This window comes from Microbulbifer thermotolerans (assembly GCF_001617625.1).
GTDB classification, from domain to species: Bacteria; Pseudomonadota; Gammaproteobacteria; order Pseudomonadales; family Cellvibrionaceae; genus Microbulbifer; species Microbulbifer thermotolerans.
Genome location: NZ_CP014864.1, coordinates 3,339,375 through 3,359,848, shown reverse-complemented (window position 1 = coordinate 3,359,848; position 20,474 = coordinate 3,339,375). Strand labels below are relative to the sequence as shown.

Annotated in this window: 15 protein-coding genes and 1 pseudogene; 13 read left to right on the top strand and 3 right to left on the bottom strand. The window is 56.0% G+C overall.

Going from position 1 to position 20,474, the window contains the following annotated elements; genetic code table 11:
• The first annotated feature begins 19 nt into the window (after window positions 1-19).
• The 7 genes and pseudogenes from A3224_RS13845 to A3224_RS17685 all read left to right on the top strand — a co-directional run bounded on the left by A3224_RS13845 (window position 20) and on the right by A3224_RS17685 (window position 5,170).
• Entirely contained in the window at window positions 20-676 is a 657-nt protein-coding gene (locus tag A3224_RS13845; protein WP_067155816.1) for a DUF3313 family protein, read from the top strand.
• Between the two features lie 89 nt (window positions 677-765).
• Window positions 766-1,386 (top strand): YqiA/YcfP family alpha/beta fold hydrolase, encoded by a 621-nt coding sequence (locus tag A3224_RS13840; RefSeq protein WP_082817548.1) that lies wholly within the window; start codon window positions 766-768, stop codon window positions 1,384-1,386.
• Window positions 1,387-1,443: 57 nt separating this feature from the next.
• Window positions 1,444-3,329, top strand: a pseudogene (gene parE, locus A3224_RS13835) (DNA topoisomerase IV subunit B).
• Between the two features lie 636 nt (window positions 3,330-3,965).
• Entirely contained in the window at window positions 3,966-4,274 is a 309-nt protein-coding gene (locus tag A3224_RS13825; protein ID WP_139223289.1) for a winged helix-turn-helix domain-containing protein, read from the top strand.
• Window positions 4,274-4,489 (top strand): nucleotidyltransferase, encoded by a 216-nt coding sequence (locus A3224_RS13820; protein WP_067155806.1) that lies wholly within the window; start codon window positions 4,274-4,276, stop codon window positions 4,487-4,489. The genes A3224_RS13825 and A3224_RS13820 overlap by 1 nt, the downstream gene beginning before the upstream one ends.
• Window positions 4,490-4,501: 12 nt before the next feature.
• Window positions 4,502-4,873 (top strand): hypothetical protein, encoded by a 372-nt coding sequence (locus A3224_RS13815; RefSeq protein ID WP_139223290.1) that lies wholly within the window; start codon window positions 4,502-4,504, stop codon window positions 4,871-4,873.
• A gap of 45 nt (window positions 4,874-4,918) precedes the next feature.
• The gene (locus A3224_RS17685; RefSeq protein ID WP_067155800.1) at window positions 4,919-5,170 is read left to right on the top strand and encodes an AHH domain-containing protein; all 252 of its coding nucleotides are present in this window, start codon (window positions 4,919-4,921) and stop codon (window positions 5,168-5,170) included.
• A 224-nt stretch (window positions 5,171-5,394) separates the two neighbouring features.
• Here A3224_RS17685 and A3224_RS13805 read toward each other — a convergent pair whose 3' ends face one another.
• Both A3224_RS13805 and A3224_RS13800 read right to left on the bottom strand, forming a co-directional pair.
• Window positions 5,395-6,855, bottom strand: coding sequence for a CoA-acylating methylmalonate-semialdehyde dehydrogenase (locus A3224_RS13805; RefSeq protein ID WP_231902399.1), 1,461 nt, complete (start codon window positions 6,853-6,855; stop codon window positions 5,395-5,397).
• A 155-nt stretch (window positions 6,856-7,010) separates the two neighbouring features.
• Entirely contained in the window at window positions 7,011-7,607 is a 597-nt protein-coding gene (locus A3224_RS13800; protein WP_067155794.1) for a GNAT family N-acetyltransferase, read from the bottom strand.
• Between the two features lie 498 nt (window positions 7,608-8,105).
• Here A3224_RS13800 and A3224_RS13795 point away from each other — a divergent pair, with 498 nt between their 5' ends.
• Window positions 8,106-9,431, top strand: coding sequence for a DEAD/DEAH box helicase (locus A3224_RS13795; protein WP_067155791.1), 1,326 nt, complete (start codon window positions 8,106-8,108; stop codon window positions 9,429-9,431).
• Window positions 9,432-9,446: 15 nt separating this feature from the next.
• Here A3224_RS13795 and A3224_RS13790 read toward each other — a convergent pair whose 3' ends face one another.
• Complete coding sequence (locus A3224_RS13790; protein ID WP_067155788.1) at window positions 9,447-10,745, bottom strand: M20 family metallopeptidase; 1,299 nt, start codon at window positions 10,743-10,745, stop codon at window positions 9,447-9,449.
• Window positions 10,746-11,238: 493 nt separating this feature from the next.
• Between A3224_RS13790 and A3224_RS13785 the strand changes: the two genes are divergently transcribed.
• The 5 genes from A3224_RS13785 to A3224_RS13770 all read left to right on the top strand — a co-directional run bounded on the left by A3224_RS13785 (window position 11,239) and on the right by A3224_RS13770 (window position 20,180).
• On the top strand, window positions 11,239-13,821 hold the full coding sequence (locus tag A3224_RS13785; RefSeq protein WP_197462999.1) for a TonB-dependent receptor: 2,583 nt from the start codon (window positions 11,239-11,241) through the stop codon (window positions 13,819-13,821).
• Window positions 13,770-14,234 carry a TonB-dependent receptor domain-containing protein gene (locus A3224_RS17170; RefSeq protein ID WP_197462998.1) on the top strand — a complete coding sequence of 155 codons (465 nt, stop codon included), beginning with the start codon at window positions 13,770-13,772 and terminating at the stop codon, window positions 14,232-14,234. The genes A3224_RS13785 and A3224_RS17170 overlap by 52 nt, the downstream gene beginning before the upstream one ends.
• 120 nt (window positions 14,235-14,354) lie before the next feature.
• Window positions 14,355-15,872, top strand: coding sequence for a tryptophan halogenase family protein (locus A3224_RS13780; protein ID WP_067155786.1), 1,518 nt, complete (start codon window positions 14,355-14,357; stop codon window positions 15,870-15,872).
• Window positions 15,873-15,891: 19 nt separating this feature from the next.
• Window positions 15,892-17,424 (top strand): tryptophan halogenase family protein, encoded by a 1,533-nt coding sequence (locus A3224_RS13775; RefSeq protein ID WP_067155783.1) that lies wholly within the window; start codon window positions 15,892-15,894, stop codon window positions 17,422-17,424.
• A 245-nt stretch (window positions 17,425-17,669) separates the two neighbouring features.
• Complete coding sequence (locus A3224_RS13770) at window positions 17,670-20,180, top strand: glycoside hydrolase family 3 protein (RefSeq protein ID WP_067158067.1); 2,511 nt, start codon at window positions 17,670-17,672, stop codon at window positions 20,178-20,180.
• The last annotated feature ends 294 nt before the right edge of the window (window positions 20,181-20,474 follow it).

Here is a 20,474-nt window from a genome sequence, read left to right as displayed (position 1 = left end):
GAAAGTGATGAGGTCGGATATGAGAAGAATTTTCCAGCCACTGGTCTTTATCTCCCTTCTGTTTATTGGCGCCTGCGCCCAGCAGTCTGCACTGGAGGAGCGGGCGCAAAATGCTGATGCGGACGGTTTGCTGCCGCGCGAGAGCGGTCTGGATGAGGTGGCCGCGGTGTTCGCATTGGATTTAAGTGGTGCTGCCGTCTATGTAGAGCCCGTTGAGATCGAATATACAAAACGCTTCAAAACCGGCCCCGGAACCGCCCGTGCGCGCGATTACGAACTGGATGAAGGCGATCGACAGAAACTGAATGAACTGCTGGCGCAGACCTTCAGTGAGAAATTCCTCGCTCCCCGTGGAAGCCGCTTGGTGGACGACCCCGCCGAGGCGGATTACCGGCTGCAACTGCGCCTGGAAAACTTCTCCCTCGCCGCGCCTCTGGACCCCACTGCCACTTGGGTTTGGCGTGTCTACACCGACCAGAGCGCCTACGGTGTATTGGTGGGTAGCCTTTACGATAGCGACGGCAATCCGGTGATGCGCTTTCGAGACCGCCGCGATATCGGCGATAACTTTGTCGCCGGCCCCGGGCGCTTCGAGCGCTTTAACAGCGTGACCTTCTGGGGCGATATGAGAATTGATATGCGCCGCGCATTCGCCAGTTTGGATAAATCCCTCTGAGGAATTTCTCGAAAAAGCGCAGCGGTGTCTTTGGCTCCGTTGCGCTTCAGCCTCTGCTCTGCAGCGCGAGAGCGCTATAATCTCCCCCCATGTCTTACTCAGAACAAGCAAAGCGGCCGCTGCTGATCTATCTGCACGGCTTTCTGTCCTCGCCGCAGTCCTTTAAATGCCGGCTGATGCGCGATTGCCTGATCGCGGACTATCCGCGGATTATCTTCTGTGCGCCGCAGATATCCCCTTATCCCGAAACCGCCAGACAGGCACTGGTGAGCCTGCTGGAAAACTTTCGCAGCGATGACAGCTGTGGGCCGATCGGCCTGGTAGGCAGCTCCATGGGTGGCTTCTGGGCCACCTACCTTGCGGAACACTACCGGTTGCCGGCGGCACTGGTGAATCCGGCGGTGAACCCCGCGCGGCGCATGCCGGAATACGTCGGGCAAACACTCAGACCTTACGGTGGTGGAACAGAGGAGTATCGCCTTACCCCGGCAGACGTTGATACCATGCATCGCCTGGAAGCCGGGTTGCAGCACCCGCTGCGCGGCCGCTATTGGTTACTGGCTCAGCGCGGCGATGAGACACTGGACTACCGCGAGGCGGTGGACTTCTACCGCGGTCAGCGCCAGACCGTCGAAGATGGCGGAGATCACGGATTCCAGGGCTTCGCGCGCTACTGCAAGCCGATTGTAGAATTTTTATTTAATCCATAAGAGCACCAGCTTCTGTTGGATAAAAACCGCATTTGTTAACGAGCAGTCAATAAATATATGGCCAATTATTCCGCCGAAGATATCGAGGTACTCACGGGGCTGGACCCGGTGCGCAAACGCCCCGGCATGTACACGGATACAGCGCGCCCCAACCACCTGGCGCAGGAAGTGATCGACAACAGTGTCGACGAAGCCCTCGCCGGCCACGCGAAGAAAATCGAAGTGGTATTGCACAAGGACCACTCCCTGTCGGTCAGTGACGACGGTCGGGGAATGCCGGTGGACATACACCCGGAGCAGGGTCGCCCCGGGGTTGAAGTCATCCTCTCTACCCTGCACGCCGGCGGCAAGTTCTCCAATAAGAACTACCAATTCTCCGGCGGTCTGCACGGCGTGGGGGTATCAGTGGTTAACGCCCTCTCCAAAGTGCTGGAAGTCACCATCCAACGGGAGGGAAAAATTCATCGCATCGGCTTCCAAAACGGCGAAAAAGCCTCGGACCTGGAAGTGATTGGAGACTGCCCCAAGCGCACCACAGGGACCAGCGTGCGCTTTCTGCCAGACCCGAAATACTTCGACTCCGCCAAATTTTCCGTGCCGCGCCTGCGCCACCTGCTGCGTGCCAAGGCAGTACTCTGCCCAGGCCTGAGCGTCACCTTTATCAATGAGCAGGACGGCGAATCCGATCAGTGGTATTACGAAGACGGCCTCAAAGACTATCTATCCGACGCCAACCGGGGTTGGGAAGTGCTGCCCGAGGAGCCCTTTATCGGTAGTTTCAGCGCACAGACCGAGGCCGCCGACTGGGCAGTGCAGTGGCTGCCCGAGGGCGGTGAAATTACCGCTGAATCCTATGTGAACCTGATCCCCACCGCCCAGGGCGGTACCCATGTGAACGGTTTGCGCTCGGGCCTGCTGGAAGCCATGCGCGAGTACTGTGAGATCCGCAACCTGGTACCGCGGGGTATTAAACTGGGGCCGGAAGATATATGGAGCCAATGCTCCTACGTGCTCTCCGCCAAACTCGCCGACCCACAGTTTTCCGGCCAGACCAAAGAGCGTTTGTCCTCCCGCGAGGCCACAGCGTTTATTTCCGGTGTGGCCAAGGACGCCTTCAGCCTGTGGCTGAACCAGCACACAGAAGAGGGCGACCGCCTTGCCGAACTCTGTATCAGCAATGCGCAAAAACGTGTGCGCTCGGCGAAAAAAGTTGCGCGCAAAAAAGTCACCCAGGGACCGGCCCTGCCGGGCAAACTGGCAGACTGCTCCAGCGGCGACCCGGCCAGAAGCGAACTCTTTCTGGTGGAAGGCGACTCCGCCGGCGGCTCCGCCAAACAGGCCCGCGACCGAGAATTCCAGGCCATCATGCCCCTGCGCGGAAAAATCCTGAATACCTGGGAAGTGGACTCCACGGAAATTCTCGCCAGCCAGGAAGTGCACGATATCGCCGTGGCTCTGGGGTGGACCCGGGCAGCGATAACCTGGAAGGCCTGCGCTACAACAAAATCTGCATCCTCGCCGACGCCGACTCCGACGGCCTGCATATCGCCACCCTGCTGTGCGCCCTTTTCCTGCGCCACTTCCGCCCTCTGGTCACCGGCGGCCACGTTTACGTCGCCATGCCGCCGCTGTTCCGCATCGACGTGGGCAAGGACGTTTACTACGCGCTGGATGAAGCGGAAAAACAGGGCATTCTCGATCGTATCAATGCGGAAAACAAAAAAGGCAAAATTCAGGTCACCCGCTTTAAAGGCCTGGGCGAAATGAACCCCCTGCAACTGCGCGAAACAACCATGGACCCGGACACCCGCCGGCTGGTCCAGCTCTATGTGGATGCCGGAGATGACAGCAACCAACTGCTGGATATGCTACTGGCGAAGAAAAGGGCTGGGGATCGCAGGCAGTGGCTGGAGAGTAAGGGGAATTTGGCTGAGGTGAGTTGATTTTTAAATTAACAGTTTGAATAAAAGCCCCAACAACTTCACTTGTTGGGGCTTTTTTGTTGGAATAACGTGGCTGTTTTTGCTATCGGCTACTAAAAGATAATGAATCTATTTCAGTATTTTGTAAGAATGTTGTCGCTTATTTCAAGCTGCTTACCTGAATCTGGTTAAGCTTTCATTCGGGTTTGACTCGAATTTATGGGCGCACTGCCGGCCAACTGCACCTGATCTTGTGTGAAATTATCGGGCTGGCCTCAGGTTATCGAAGATCACTTCAAACGCTTCCTGCATGCCTATTCAGCACTCACAGTAAAGCCGGTTTGGTTTCTGAGTCTGATGAAAAACTACACCTCCCAGCACGGTTCTATCATGACCGAAAAGCTGTATGAGGCTCGATTTCCCTCTGTCCCACACGAGACAATTGATGATGCGTTTATGGCCAACGATATAAACGAACTGGTAGCCGCGTTTAAGACTTTCTTACGGGAAGGGGGGGAAGAGGGGACTAAAGGTGTACCAAGGTGTGGTTAACATATACCAATAAGTGAATTATATTGGCTGATTATTGGTACAAAGGCGTGAGTCATGCTCATTCTTAGGGGGCTCCTGCGGGCTAAATCACAGGAAAATGCGCTGGTGTACTTAATGTCGCGCGGCGAGGGTTATGCTCGTGCAATTGCCGGTTTTTACGGTATGCCAGTTAACCCCATGCAAAAGCAACTGGCTCGGTTGGAAGAGGATGGCGTGGTCGTCAGCGAGCTAATTGGTCGGGTGCGTAACTACCGCTTAAATCCGCGCTACCCATATATCGAGCCACTTACCGCGTTGTTAAAAGCCGCCGTAGCCGCTTATCCCGTCGAGCTGAAAAACCGCCTCCTAGTGCAGCGCACCCGACCACGTAAGGCGGGTAAGCCGTTAGTGGCTGCGCGAGGCGAGGGCAAATAATGGACTTTAGCAATACCAGCATGACCGATTTGGCGGCCATTATTGTCCGCCACTTGGCAGAGCTCGGCATAGAAGTAGTGCTGGTGGGTGGCCTGGCTGTGGAAATTTACAGCAGCAACCTATACCTCACCAAAGATATTGACTTGGTCAATACCAGCTATGCTCCGGCTAAAATGTTGCACCGCGCAATGGCCGAACTGGGTTATTACAAGTAAGGTCGCGTGTACGTGAATAACACCACCGAAGTGACGGTTGATTTCCCATCCGTGCCTTTATCGGTAGGTGATGAGTTGATTACGCAAACGACCAGGGTGCCCACAGCAAATGGTGACATACCCATCTTAAAAGTAGAGGACGTGGTGAAAGACCGCTTAGCCGCGTATATCCACTGGAAAGATACCCAGTCTCTGGTGCAAGCCGTCGCTGTAATGCTGAAGCACGAGCTAACCCCCAATGTATTTCGGGCCTTTATTGAACGCGAAGGCTCCGGACAAGACTACGCCTTACTGCAATCGCTATTTTCCGCAGGCAGGCAGGGCGAGGTCACCATGACCGCGCTGGAAACCTATTTGGCAGATATTTTGCTACAACAGCCTTAATAAGAGAGATGGCTTCAGGAAGAGATAGCACAGGCGAGAGCCAACTTGCACCTTGCGGGCATTGGCATTCAAGATCCACGAAACGGCATTTACCTGCCTATAACCAAGGCGCACAAGGGACACTGGTCCGCTCCTAAAGCTCCGGCTCACACAGAGATACACAGGTTTAACTACGAGACATGGATTTATACCAAGTTTTCGCGACCATTGCCGACTTTAGCTTTTGAGGCTGTGCTTTTGGTGGTAAAGACCCAGCTTAAGAACGGCGAGCACCCGAAAAAGATCTTAGAGCTGTAGTGGCATAGTGGGTCTGGCCATTTTCAGCGCAAGCTCTAAAACTTCCTTAGACCGGAGTATTGTCAAGCTAATCAAGCTTTGGAGCTAGCGGTAGAACCTCTTTTTCTGGATACCGATATGTAGCGCTGCATTTATTAGGGCGTCTCTGATTAATTCGCGTGAGCGCTGTAGTAGATCCCTGCGTGCATCGTTAACAAGTGAATTAATTATAGATCCCTTGGGTTTTATTTCAGTTGAATCGTCATATTCGGATGCTCCGCCTGCTCAATATCCGAATCAAACCAGCGCGCAGTCACTGTCTTGGTTTCGGTATAGAAGCGCACGGCCTGCTTGCCGTAGGCGTGTTGGTCGCCGTAGAAGGAGGCGCGCCAGCCGGTGAAGCTGAAGAATGGCAGGGGGACAGGTATGGGCACGTTGATGCCCACCTGGCCCACCAGAATTTCGTGCTGGTATTTGCGCGCGGCGGCGCCGCTGGCGGTGAAGATGGCGGTGCCGTTGCCGTAGGGGCAATCGTTGACTAGGCGTATGGCGTCGTCGAGGCTGTCCGCATTGACCAGACAGAGCACCGGGCCGAAGATCTCGTCGGTGTAGATGGACATCTCCGGGGTGACATCGGCAAACAGTGTCGGCCCAACCCAGTTGCCGCCGGGGTAGCCATCGACTTTTACGTCCGAGCCGTCCAGCAGGCAGCGGGCTCCTTCCGCCTTGCCTTTGGCGATATAGTCCAGTACCCGTTTGCGCGCTGCGGATGAAATCAGTGGGCCGAAGTCTGCGTTGGGGTCTTTCCAGTGGCCGGGTTTGGCCTTGGCCATAGCGTCGCGGATTTCGGTGATCCATTGCTGTGCCTCGCCCACCAGTACGGCGACAGAAATGGCCATACAGCGTTGGCCAGCGGCGCCTGCGGAGGCGCCGATCAGGTTGTTGATCACTATCTGTTTGTTGGCGTCCGGCATAATCACCATATGATTTTTGGCTCCGGCGAAGGACTGCACTCTTTTCAGATGATCGGTGGCGGTGCGATAGATATGTTGGCCTACAGGGACAGAGCCGACAAAAGAGACAGCCTTGATATCCGGGTGTTTGAGCAGGAAGTCCACCTGCTGGCCGCCGCCGTGCACGACTTGCAATAAGCCCTTGGGGGCGCCGGCTTCTGTAAAGAGTTCCGCCAGTTTATAGGCAGTGACCGGGTCCTGTTCCGAAGGCTTCAGCACGAAGGTATTGCCGCAGGCGATGGCCATGGGGAACATCCACAGTGGAATCATGGCCGGGAAGTTGAACGGGGTGATACCGGCGCAGACTCCCAGGGGCTGGGTGTAGGAGTAGCAGTCGATGGCGGCGGCGACATTCTCTACCGTTTCCCCCATCATCAGCGCGGCGATATTGGCCGCCTGTTCCACCACTTCTATGCCGCGCCAGATATCCCCTTTGGCATCCTCGAAGGTTTTTCCGTTCTCCTCGCAGAGAATTTCCGCCAGTTCTTCCTGGTGCTGTTTGAGCAGTTCCTGGTATCTGAGCATTAAGCGGGCGCGCGTGGGAACCGGGGTTTCTCGCCAGCTATGGAAGGCAGTTTTGGCTGCCTCTACAGCCCGCTGCAGTTCCGGTTCTGTAGTGCAAGGCACCCGGGTCAGTGTCTCGCCGGTAGCGGGATTGGTTACATCGATCCAGTCGCGGCTTTGGGAAGGCACCGGGCTGCCATGGATATAGAGCGGAAGTTGGGGGGAATGGTTTTGTCCATGGGGCGCTACCTGATGTCGTCATCGGGGCGGAAGTGCATGGACAGTTTAGGCCTAAGTGCGGGAGGAGAGGGAAAGCGGCGCGCCGCTTTCCCATGTGCCGGACGCTAGCGGGCGTAGGCAGGCTGGCGTTCGGTGTTGTATTGCTTTTCGACCGGTATTTGCTGCAGGTGCAGAGTATAGGTCAGCAGTGTGTAGTCGCGCGGATCCGCTTTGCATTCGAAGCCCATTTCGCCAGCGAAACGTTTTACGCGCATGTTGTCGGCGGATTCGATGGAGTAAATCCGCTCCAGGCCGTATTCGCGTGCCTTGTCGATCAGGCGTTGTAGCATCAGTCTGCCGAGTCCCAGTCCCTGCCAGTCGTCGCTGACCACTACTGCGCACTCGGCGGCGCGGCCGTCTTCATCCAGTGCATAATGAGATACCGCGATGGCTCTCTCTTTCCCATTTTGGGTAACAATGGCGATAAAAGCCTCGTGCCGTTGATCGTTGTCGGTCAGTAGTTCAATCAATTTGGCACTGGCTTTGCAGCTGCCGCCGATAAAGCGGTCGCGGCGCGTCTCTGGAGACAAGCCCTCGATTAGGTCCTTCTCCAGCTGGCCGTCACTTCTGCATATCGGTCTGATCAGCACTTGGCGCCCATTGCCCAGAGTTACATATTCTCCCGGCTCGCATTTTTCCGACGTATCGTAAGTAGACGCCATCAGTCACTCCTCACCGCAATGCAATTTCAATCCTCGGTCGCGTTTGCAACCGTCAGCAAATACTATGATAGCCACCCTGTGGTCCCAAGGGTTACTGGCGTATCGGTCTAAACAAGTGGCGGACTACAACCACCGGGTATTTGCGTAAAATAAAACTATGCGGTCGCTGTGAGTGTGCTATAGTGGCGCGCCAAAGCATTGCGTTATCCGCAGGCCGTCGGGCCTGCCGGCATTTCCCCCGGAATTTTTTTCCACCCCCCTGGAATCCATCTGGTTTATGAGGCGCAAGTGGTGGCTGATGGCGGTCGCCGTGTGCTGGTGTGCAATGTGCGGGGAGAGGTGGTACCTGGTTCACGCGCAGTTCTGCGCTCGGTTTTTCGGTATAACGCTGCGGCGGGCTTCCGCCGGCGATTTGGGAACCCGAATTATTCACAGCGTCCGCAAGTGGGCGTAACGGTTTGCGATTGCGTTGGAACGCAACTCGAGGTTGATTTTTATATGCTATTTGAAGATCTGGGCTTGGTGCGGGAAATTGCCCGCGCTGTCACAGAGAAAGGTTATACGGAGCCGACTCCGATTCAGGCTCAGGCAATTCCCGCGGTGATGGCCGGCGGGGATATTATGGCGGCGGCGCAGACAGGTACCGGCAAGACAGCCGGATTTACTCTGCCGCTGTTGCATCGGTTAAGCCAGGGAGAGCGCGCGCGCAATGGCCGCGTCCGCACCCTGGTGCTCACCCCCACCCGCGAGCTGGCGGCGCAGGTGTTCGACAACGTGCAGGATTACAGCAAGTACCTGCCGCTGCGCCATGCAGTGGTTTTTGGCGGGGTGAAAATCAATCCGCAGATCGCGCGCCTGCGCGGTGGCGCTGATATTCTCGTGGCCACTCCGGGCCGCCTGTTGGATCTGCACGGCCAGGGGGCTGTGCATTTTGACAAGCTGGAGGCCCTGGTGCTGGATGAGGCCGATCGCATGTTGGACATGGGCTTTATTCACGACATCAAGCGCATCCTGAAACTTCTGCCCGCCAAGCGCCAGAACCTGCTCTTCTCCGCGACCTTTTCACCGGAAATCCGCAATCTTGCCAAGGGATTGGTGAAAGATCCGCTGGAGATTGACGTCAGCCCGCGCAACACCACCACAGAGACGGTGCAACAGAAGTTGTACCCGGTGGACAAGGGGCGCAAACAGAAGCTGTTGAGCCATTTGATCCGCGAGAACAACTGGTATCAGGCTCTGGTGTTCAGCCGCACCAAGCACGGCGCCAACCGACTGGTGAAACAATTACAGGCGGACGATATCACCGCTGCCGCCATTCACGGCAACAAGAGCCAGAATGCGCGCACTAAGGCGCTGGCGGATTTTAAGAGCGGAAAGGTGCAAATACTGGTGGCCACGGATATCGCTGCCCGCGGTATCGATATCGACCAGCTGCCCCAAGTGGTGAATTTCGATCTGCCCAATGTGCCGGAGGATTACGTGCACCGCATAGGCCGCACCGGTCGCGCCGGTGCCCGCGGCCAGGCGGTATCCCTGGTGAGCGCGGATGAGATCAAACAGCTGCGGGATATCGAGCGGCTGATCAAGATGGCGCTGCCGCGGGAAGAGGTCGCGGGATTTGAACCGAGCCAGCCACTGCCGGAGTCGGGCGGCCCGGCGAAGGGGGGCAGGCGCCGCAGCGGCGGCAAGAGGCCTGGTGATGGCGGTCGCGGCAACGGACAGAGACGGCGCCGCAACGACAGTAGCCAGACTCCGCGCGGTGACGCCCAGCGTCCCCGCCGCCGCCGGCGCCCGGCGCACAGCAGCGAAAGCGCATCAGGGTAGTGCCGGGACTGGGGCTTATTGCCCGCGGGCGGCGGACAAATAGTTCAGCGTCAGCCGGGTAATGGCCTCAGTACCGGTTTTCAGCGCCGTTTCATCCACGTAAAAACGCGGTGAGTGATTACTCGCTGCGGTGGCGGGGTCTGTGCCCGCGGGCGTTACGCCGAGGAAGTAATAGAAGCCCGGCACTTCCAGGGCAAAGAAGGAGAAGTCTTCGGCCCCGGTGATTTTGGGAATTTCCATAACGTTTTTATCCCCGGCAACCGCTTTCAGCACGGGTACCGCTTGCTCGGTTAATGCGGGATTGTTGACGGTTACCGGATAGCCCTCGAGTATTTCCACTTCGGCCTCGGCGCCGCTGCTCTCCGCAATCCGTTCCGCGGTGGTTTTCAGCTTCTTGAAAATCTGCTGGCGGTTGTCCATATCGAAGTTGCGAATGGTGCCGTTCAGGAAGACGCTGTCCGGGATGATGTTGTTGCGCACACCGCCTGCGATTTTGCCGAAGGAGACCACCGCCGGTTCCTTACTGATATCGATCTGACGGCTGACGATGGTCTGGGTGCCCATGACGATCTGCGCTGCTGCGGTGATCGGGTCAACACCACCCCAGGGGCGGGAGCCGTGGGTCTGGCGGCCTTTGACAGTGATGCGGAACTCGTCCGAACTCGCCATCAGGGGACCGGATCTGTAGCCGATCACGCCGCTTGGGAGGGTGGAGGTCACGTGCTGGCCGAAGGCCACTTGCGGCTTGTATTTCTCAAATAGCCCCTCTTTCAGCATCAGCTCGGCGCCACCCTCTTCGCCGTCCGGCGCACCCTCTTCCGCAGGTTGGAAAACAAACAGCACATTGCCATTCAGTTCATTGCGCATAGCAGCCAGGACTTCCGCCGCGCCCATCAGCATGGCCACATGGGTGTCGTGACCGCAGGCATGCATGACACCCACTTGTTCGCCGTTGTACTCGGTTTTTACCTTTGATGCGAAAGGAATATCCACCTGTTCGGCCACCGGCAGTGCATCCATATCCGCGCGCAGTGCCACTGTGGGACCTGGGTTGCCGCCCTTGAGTAGAGCGACCACGCCGGTGTGCGCTACGCCGGTCTCCACTTCCATGCCGAGGGATCTCAGGTGTTTCTCAATATATTTGGCCGTTTTGAACTCTCGGTTGCCGAGCTCCGGGTACTGGTGGAGGTGGCGGCGCCACTCGATCACCTTGGACTCTGTTTGCTTCAGCAGTTGTTGCGGGTCTGTGGCGGTGGCCGGGTTGCTGCTCAGTAGTGCCGTGCCCAGGGCGAGCGGCAGGAATAGACGTTTCACGGTGGCCTTCCTTATCTATGGGTAATTTGTGACCGGTGTCACGACGCCTCTTATGTACTGGCGCGGAGACACTCGGACAATGTCCATCCGATCATTTTCTTCTCACTGCCGGGTGCAGCGCGGTGTAGAAGCGCGTGCCAGATAGCGAGGGCAGTGATCAGTCAACGGTAGAAATATACGACAAATTGCACAAGATCCAGTGTTTTGTGATTGGTTGCTTACCATCCCAAACGTCTCCTGTATACCCTGCCGAAGAGGGCATTTACTGAGACGTGTTTTTAACTTATTGATTTATAGAGATTTTTTGATTCCCACTGAGCGCTGGGAAAAATGGGATAGCTCATCTTCTCCGCTCCGGCCCAAACTGGGACGACACCTATTGCCGATTCGCCGAGGATTCTCCCGCCTCGATGACTCCGTTGGCGCTAGGCAGTAGCGGCGATCATCTGAGCAGATAAAAAAATAACGACATCACGATGGTGGAGAGAACTCCATGAGCAATCAATTTGGGTTTAGGAAAAAATCCATGGCCGCGGCTATCGCGGCAATGACCATGAGCAGTGTGACAATCGCTCAGAGTCAAGAAACCCCGGCACTGGAAGAAGTGACGGTGCTGGGGGTGCGCGGCGCTCAGGAGAGTGCCGTCAATCTCAAGCGTGACTCCTTGTCCATGGTGGACGGTATTGTCGCTGAAGATATCGGCAAGTTGCCGGACGTGACTGTTGTGGACTCCTTGCAGCGTATATCTGGTGTTCAGATTAAGCGCGATGCGGGCGAGGGGGCGACAGCCAACATCCGCGGCCTGCCACAGGTGATGACCCTGCTAAACGGCGAGCAGTATCTGACTGCCGGTAATCTGGGCGGTGCCCAACCGACCCTTACAGACATCCCCTCCCAGCTGATGGGCGGAGTGAATGTTTACAAATCTGCTGACCTAAGCAATGCCTTGAATGGCATCACCGGCACATTGGACTTGCGCACCCTCCGCCCCATGGGGCTCGACGAGGGTTTTACCAGCACCGTTGCCGCCGAAATGGCCCAGGGCGATTACACTGGCGAGACCGATCCTTCCGTTAATGGGTTGGTGAGCTGGCGCAATGAAACGATGGGCGTTTTATTCTCCGCCAGTAAGAGTGAAGCGAATCTGGGCAACAACTACTCCGGTATTTCCGGTGGCGTCTTCGGCAATAACGATTGGGGCGGCGACGGCAAGAACTTCAACGCGCCCCACGGCTACGACAGCTTCAACCGAGTGGTGGAACGCAACCGCACAGGTATGAATCTGGCCTTTGAGGCGGATCTCGGCAATGGCTTCAATGTTGTCGCGGAGGGCTTCTACACCGAGCTGGAAGAGCACAATCGCGCGGTGGGCCTGAACATTTCCAACCGCTGGCAGACACTGGATTGGCTGACGCCCACTGATTACACGGATACTGGGATTGCCGGTAACAACGGCGAGAGCTGGCTTTCCGTGGATGAGTACGATGTGCACGCCCAGTGGGTCAACTCCTTTACAGTAAACCGTACCAATACGTCCGATTCCAAGAACATTAACCTTGAACTGAATTACGACAACGGCGGCAATTTCCGCGGTGGCCTGCGCGCCATTCACGGCGATGCCAATCGTTTGTCTATGAACGGTCAGGCTCAGGGTGACCTGTCCAACTGGCGCGACGATACGCCCAAGCAACTATTGCCTTTCTATCCCGCCGATATCGCCGCCCTGTACGACGAAGACCGCTATGTGGGCGATGTGGGGGAGAATGGCGGCCGCTTTATCGATCCCAACCCGCTGGGTTACGGGGAGACTCCGGAACTGCATTACGATATCAGCGGCAGTCATCCGCGCTGGAGTGGTTTCGATAACCCGATTTCCGGCGGTCTGGGGGCAGGCGCCACCATGCGCGATTACATGGCTAACCTGGACAGCTACGCGGTGGCCGCCTTCTCTTCCGAGGGCAATAACGAGTCTGACGCTACCCTGGATGTCTTCTCGGCCAAGGGCAGTTACGACTTTGACCAAGCCGTGGGCGGATTTATTACCAAAGTGGATTTCGGCCTGCGCCGCAGCGACCGGCAGGTAGAAATTGAACAGTTCCACCTTTTCTCCCGCTTCTACGCCGGCAACGGCGCCACAGATCCCGCCGGCTGCGAGGCCCAGTGGAAAGCGATCGATGTGGTGATGGATCAGGACCAGTGTCAGGCGGGCGAACTGGTCAACGGAGAATTCCAAGGGTACACGGTCAACCGCCCCACCAAACTATACGACTACAACAACGTAATTTTTGTGGATGACTATGGCTCAGTCACCTCTGGCCTGCCCGGTGTCTGGGCTATTGACCCCAAAGACTTTGACGATGTGGAAGCCTTCCAGAAACGTGTATTTGGCGATGCCTATCGCGTAATCGTGCCCGGCGAGAGTTACGATGTCGGGCTGGTGGAGAACAGCTTCACTCTGAGTGCGGATTTCGAATATGGCATAGTGACCGGTAATCTGGGCCTGCGCGTGATCGATACCGAGATCAGTGTTCGCCAGAATGTCACTGGCGATATCAAGAATTACGGTGATACCAATATCGATGCCGGTGATGTCTTCTCCAAAAACAGCTACACCGATGTCTTGCCAGCGCTCAATTTGACTGCAGCACCCTATGATGAGTTGTTGCTTCGATTCGCCGCCAGTCAAAACATGATGCCGTTGGACCTGGGGTGGTACGGCGGCGGCCTGGACATTAATACTTCTGACTGCCCCGAGTATGGATACGGCACACGCTGTGTTACCAGTGCCAATGCCGGCGGCAACCCCGAACTGGATCCCTGGCGCTCTACCAATTTTGATGTAGCGGTGGAGTATTACTTCGGTGGCGCCTCCATGGCCAATCTGGCGCTGTTCCATGTGGATATCGACAGCTTCGTGGTCGGCGGTACCGTTGAAATGCGGGAATTCGCCGACTCAGACGGTGTGGTGCGCCGCTCGGTACCCGTAACCGGCCCCGTAGAAGGGGAGGGGGCAAAGTTCAAGGTGTGGAACTTGGAGCCAAGCTGGCATTTGGGGACTTTACCGACGGCCTGTTAGGCAACTTTGGTATCGACACCAACTACACCTATTCGCCCAGTAGCAGTAACGACGTCGACAAGAAAGGCAATGAGCTGCCCTTCTACGATACCAGTGAACATCAATTCAATTTTGTTGCCTGGTATCAAGATGAAAAACTGCAAGCGCGAATTGCCTACAACTACCGAAGTGATCGGCTGCAGGATGGCAACGTCGGTGGAACTGGCTTCCAGGTGTATCAGGAGGCCACCAACTATGTGGACGCTCAGGTCAGCTACGATGTCACGGAGGAGGTCACCGTATTCCTGAACGGCTCCAATATCACCGGAGAAATCGAAAATTACTATATCGATTACGCCGGTGAGGCGGAGCAGTATCACTCCCAGAACGAGTTCGAACCCCGTTATACACTCGGTGTCAGAGCCCGTTTCTAAAAAGGTGTGCCGGCTCTTCGGAGCCGGCTTTTTTTATTAGGAATATTCATTTAGCAAACTTGTGGAAAAATTGTTTCAAAAATTCGTTATAAAAATAAGCGCAATGCGCAAAGCTGTACCATGACAACAGACAAACGAATTAAGTCCCTAGTGATTGTCGGCGGCGGCACCGCCGGTTGGATGGCGGCGGCGAGTCTGCAACGCCACTTTTCCGGAACACCCCTGAAAATCACTTTGGTGGAATCGCCCGATATTGGCACCATTGGTGTCGGCGAGGCCACCACACCCACCTTTCGCCGTTTTTGCCACAGACTGGGATTGCAGGACCTGGACGTAATGCGCGCAATCGGCGCCACCTGCAAACTCGGTATTCAATTCAATCACTGGAAAAACCAAAACCACAGTTTTTTTCACCCCTTTAGTGTTTTCGGCCAGTCACTGAATCAAGTGGATTTTCTGCATTACTGGCTGCGGGCACGCAAGGCGGGGTTGGACGCACAACTGACAGACTTCTCTCTAGGTGCGGGCTTGGCGCTGGCCGGTAAATTTTCTCCGCCCTCGCCCAACCCACCCTCCACACTCAGTGTCTATGACTGGGCGCTGCACTTGGATGCGGGACGTTTCGCCGCGCTCCTGCGCGAGAAAGCGGTGGCCGGAGGCGTGGAACATGTGCGGGCTACTGTTCATCGAGTTACCAGGGCTGAGAACGGATTTGTTCACAGCCTGTTACTCGACGATGGCCGCGAGCTGGCCGGAGACTTGTTTATCGACTGCTCCGGGTTCCGTGGCCTTTTGATCGAAGATGCGCTGCAAACCGGCTTTGAGGACTGGAGCCACTGGCTGCTGTGCGACGGCGCCTGGGTGGCGCCCAGCGCGCGCGAGACCGCAGCAAAACCCTACACACAGGTAAATGCCCACAGTGCGGGTTGGCAGTGGCATATCCCCTTACAGGAACGCAGTGGTAACGGCCGGGTCTTTTCCAGTCGATATATCGACGCAGAGCAGGTACGGGATGAATTTTCCCAGAGCTTGGGTGAAAGCGCCTTGGATGAACCTCGGCTTATAAGGTTCAAACCGGGTATACGCCGCCGGGCCTGGAATAAAAACGTCATCGCGCTGGGGCTTTCTGCCGGTTTTATCGAACCGCTGGAAAGTACTTCTATCGCACTGATAGAAACGGGGATAGAGCGGTTGAAAACCCTCTTCCCTCAGCGGGATTGTCACCCCGATATCGCTACTGAGTTTAATGAACAGACACGCCTTGAGTATGAGCGGGTGCGGGATTTCGTATTACTGCACTATGCACTAAATGGCCGGGAAGACAGTGATTTTTGGAGAGAATGTCGCGCTATGGCAAAAAACGGCAATTTGCCGGAAAGCCTGCAGCGGAAAATAAACGTATTTTTATCCAGCGGTTATTTGCTGCGCTATCGCTGGGAAATGTTTCAGCCCGCCAGTTGGCTGGCCATATTCGCTGGGTTTGATCGCTTGCCGCACAGCTGGAATCTCGCCGCTGATGCGTTGGATCAAACACAACTTTTACAGGGACTGCGGGGCATGCGTGACAGCGTCCGCCAGGCGGTGCGGGAAGCGCCAGCGCATCAGGAATTCATTGCGCGTTATGTGCAGAAAAAATAGCCTGGTTCAGAAATAATCTATGAAAGACAAATTCGATTTAGACGACAGAATTCGCCATATCGTCGTTGTGGGTGGTGGTAGCACCGGCTGGATAGCCGCTGCGGTGCTCGCCCACCAGTTCAAGCCAGATGTATGTAAGGTGACCTTGGTGGAATCGGAGGATATCGGTACCATCGGTGTAGGTGAATCCACGATTCCTCCGTTTATCGGACTGCTGCGTGGTCTCGGTATCGACGAAGCGGATTTTATCCAAAAAACTCAGGCAAGCTTTAAGCTGGGAATTCAGTTCCACGATTGGCTGGAAAAAGGACAGAGTTATTTTCACCCCTTTGGCGTTCTAGGGCAGCGCCTCGGTATTATTGAATTTTATCAGGCCTGGCTCTGGGCACAGTTGAACGGGCACTCTTCCGAGCTGCAGGATCACGCACCCTGTGCCGTTATGGCAAGGGAAGGGCGCTTCTATCTGCCGCAGAAAGCACAGAAAACGCCAATCGGTGGCGCCAGCTATGCACTGCACCTGGATGCCAAGCTGGCGGGACGCTATCTACGCAACTATGCCGAAGCGCGCGGTGTTGAGCGTGTCGAGGGGCGGGTTGTTGAAGTCTTTAGCCATGACAACGGTTTTATCGACAAGGTGCGGTTGACCGATGGACGGGAAATCAGCGGAGATTTCTTTATTGACTGCAGTGGCTTTAGAGCACTGCTGATCGAACAACAGCTGGGTGTAGAGTTCGAGGACTGGAAAGATTTTCTGCCCTGCAACAGAGCCGTTGCCGTGCAGACCGAGAATACCGGAGCCACTACTCCCTATACCCAGGCGAGTGCCGAAAGTGCCGGTTGGCGCTGGCGTATCCCGTTGCAGCACCGCACCGGCAATGGCTATGTATTTGATACCCGCTTTATCAGTGACGATGAAGCGCGCGCGCGCCTGCTGGAAGCTGTGGATGGCAAACCTATCACAGAGCCGGCATTGATCCCCTTTCGTACCGGCATTCGCACAGAGCTGTGGAAGCACAACTGCCTGTCCCTCGGGCTCGCCTCTGGGTTTATTGAGCCATTGGAGAGTACCGCTATCCATTTGGTGACACGGGGTATGGATTTCTTCTTGCGCTTTTTCCCTGGAAAGAGCTGTGATACAGAGCTTGCAGCGGAGTACAACCGCCGCATGCGCCTGGATTACGAAGAGATCCGCGATTTCGTTGTGTTGCACTACTGCCTCACCCGCCGCCGGGATGCACCCTTCTGGCGCTGGTGGCAGGAAGAGGCGGAAATCCCGCAGACGCTGCGGGAACGCATCGCGCTGTTCCGCTGCCAAGGGGCGCTGCGCGAAGGCATTGATGAGCTTTTTCACAGTCCCAGTTGGTTTTCTGTTTTCGAAGGCATGGGGGTGCGCCCGCGCCGCTATGACGCCCGCCTGGATAACCTGCCGGCAGCGCAGATTATCCAGCACCAGGAAACCGCCAGAGCGGCCATCGCACAGATGGTCGATACCCTGCCCAGTCACGACGATTTTCTGCGTGAGCACTGCCCGGCAGTTACTATTAACAATTGACGCTCTCTCGAATGGAGTCAGTTGCTTTTCGACCCGCAATGCGGGTCTTTTTTTGCCCCAAAATCGTTCATTCCCCTTCCCACTTTTCGTGCGCACCCGGAAAAAGTGTGATCTGGACCATATTGCCTCGCATTTTTAAAGTGGGACGACGTCTTTCTGTACATTGCGTACAAGGGGAACAGATATTGGCGTTTCTAAAGCGTTGTACGAAATCTGTGCAGATAAAAAATAGGAGTTCTGCGGTGATAAAAAAACGAATTCTCCAGGGGGTCATCTCCTGCCTGGTGGCGGCTGGTGGCATTGCCGCTTGTAGTGAAAAAGTTGCACAAGATAAGAACGACAACCCAGTCCGCCTGGGCGCAGATTGGCCGACTCTGCACGGTGGATTGGTCCAGGATGCAGATATGGAAGCCAAGATTGACCGGCTTCTGGAAAAAATGACCCTGGAAGAAAAAGTTGGCCAGCTGATTCAGGCCGAGCTGCGCGCTGTGACACCACAGGATGTGCGGGATTACCACCTGGGATCAGTTCTCAATGGCGGAGGCTCATTTCCTAACAACAATAAATACGCAACCGTGGATGACTGGGTAGCGCTGGCTGATGCCTTTTACCACGCGTCTATGGACACCTCTGACGGCGGTGTGCCCATTCCCATTATCTGGGGTACGGATGCGGTACACGGCCACAACAATGTTATCGGCGCAACGCTGTTTCCACACAATATTGCGCTAGGCGCTACGCGCAACCCCGACCTGATTCGGAAGGTTGGTGCCGCCACGGCAGCCGAAGTGGCGGCCACAGGCATAGATTGGAGCTTTGCCCCCACCTTGGCGGTAGTCCAAGATGACCGTTGGGGGCGCACTTATGAGTCCTACTCCGAAAACCCCGAAGTGGTAGCGAGCTACGCCGGACCCATGGTGGAGGGATTGCAAGGCAAAGTTCGTACCGATGAATTTTTTGCCGGGGGACATGTGATTGCCACCGCCAAGCACTATATTGCCGACGGCGGTACCACCGGCGGTATTGACCGGGGTGACGCACAGTTTGGAGAGGAGGAATTGCTCAAAATACACGCCCCTGGTTACTTCACCGCGATAGAGGCGGGCGTGCAGACGGTGATGGCCTCCTTCAGCAGTTGGCAGGGGGAAAAAATGCACGGTCATAAATACCTGCTTACCGATGTGCTGAAAAATCACCTCGGCTTTGATGGCTTCGTCGTGGGCGATTGGAACGGCCACGCCTTTGTGGAAGGCTGCAGTACCGTCAGTTGCCCGCAAGCAATCAACGCCGGTCTGGATATGTTTATGGCGCCGGACCCCAACTGGAAAACACTTTACGCCAACACCCTGGCCCAGGCGAAAGACGGCACCATCCCGGCATCGCGCCTGAATGACGCCGTGCGGCGTATCCTGCGGGTCAAAATGCGTGCGGGCTTGTTCGAAAAGGGAGCGCCCTCAGAGCGGGCTTTGGCCGGGGACGAATCCGTTATTGGCTCACCGGAACACCGCGCTATCGCCCGCCAAGCGGTGCGTGAATCCCTGGTGCTGCTGAAAAACCGTGACGGTTTACTACCCCTGGCGCGCAACCAGCGTGTCTTGGTGGCCGGTGACGGCGCCGATAATATCGGCAAGCAAGCTGGTGGTTGGAGTATCAGCTGGCAGGGTACCGGAAATCAAAACAGTGATTTCCCCGGTGCGACCTCCATTTACGCAGGTATTGCCGAAGCGGTGGAATCTGCCGGTGGCGAAGCCATACTGAGCGTGGACGGCAGCTTCACACAAAAGCCGGATGTGGCCATAGTGGTATTCGGAGAAGACCCCTACGCGGAAATGCAGGGGGATATCGCCAATTTGGATTACCGGGGTGACCCCGATCTCGCACTGTTGAAAAAACTTCGGAGCCAGAATATTCCCGTGGTTTCCCTGTTTATCACCGGGCGTCCCCTGTGGGTAAATCCGGAAATCAACGCCTCTGATGCCTTTGTTGTAATCTGGCATCCGGGCAGTGAAGGTGCTGGTGTGGCCGATGTCATTTTCCGCAGAGCGGATGGTGAAGTGAATTACGATTTCGCTGGCCGCCTGCCGTTTACCTGGCCGCAAACCGCAAATCCGGAAAACCCCAAGGTTCAGTATGCCTTCGATTTTGGTCTGAACTATAGTACTCAAGACGTCGCGGGATTGCTGCCGGAGGAAAGTGGCCTGAGTGAACCCAGCGGTGAAGAGGAATTACAGCTGTTCGCAGGCCGTGCGCTGGCCCCTTGGAAACTGGAAGCTCTGGATAGCAGTAACCGAAGCAGCACCATCACCGATAGCGTCACTGAATTAAATGGCCTGCGGGTACAGATGGTGGATCGCCATGTACAGGGAGACAGCCGCCGACTGCAGTGGGGAGGAAAAGGCTCGGCCACCGTTGGCCTCTTTGCCAATCAGCGCACGGATCTGAGCGGTTATCTCCAATCCAACGGCGCCCTGTTGTTCGATGTAAAAGTGGAGCGCGCACCCAGCGACGAGGTGCGAGTGGGCATGTCCTGTGGCACAGACTGCCGCGCAGAACTGCCGGTAACCGGCCTGTTGCAGGCAACAGAGCCCGGTGAGTGGAAAACCATCTCTATACCTCTGCAATGCCTCGCGGAAAAAGGCGCACGTATGGATATGGTGCTTTCACCTTTCTATATGACCACAGCCGGGGAGGTGGATGTTTCAGTCAACAGTGTGCGCGTGTCGGCCAATGTAGAGTCCGATATGCACTGTGGTTGAACATATCCTTGAATATATTCGACTTATTTAAGTTTCTATAGCGTGTGAGAGTGCCCTAAGGAACCTCTGATTAATTCGCGAGAGCACTATGATAGCTTCTGGGGCGCTCAGGTAATAGGACGGAAATTTCGAAAACGCACGAGTACTTCCCAGTAGCTCCGTCGGATACCTCGTGTATCCGACGGTTTCTAAATATATCTATCCTTCACTCCAAGTATTCTGCCCATCTTTTCCGATACGCACATTAAATCAGCGGGTCTCTCTAGGCGTGCGAGCAAGAGGAAAATCCGCTCC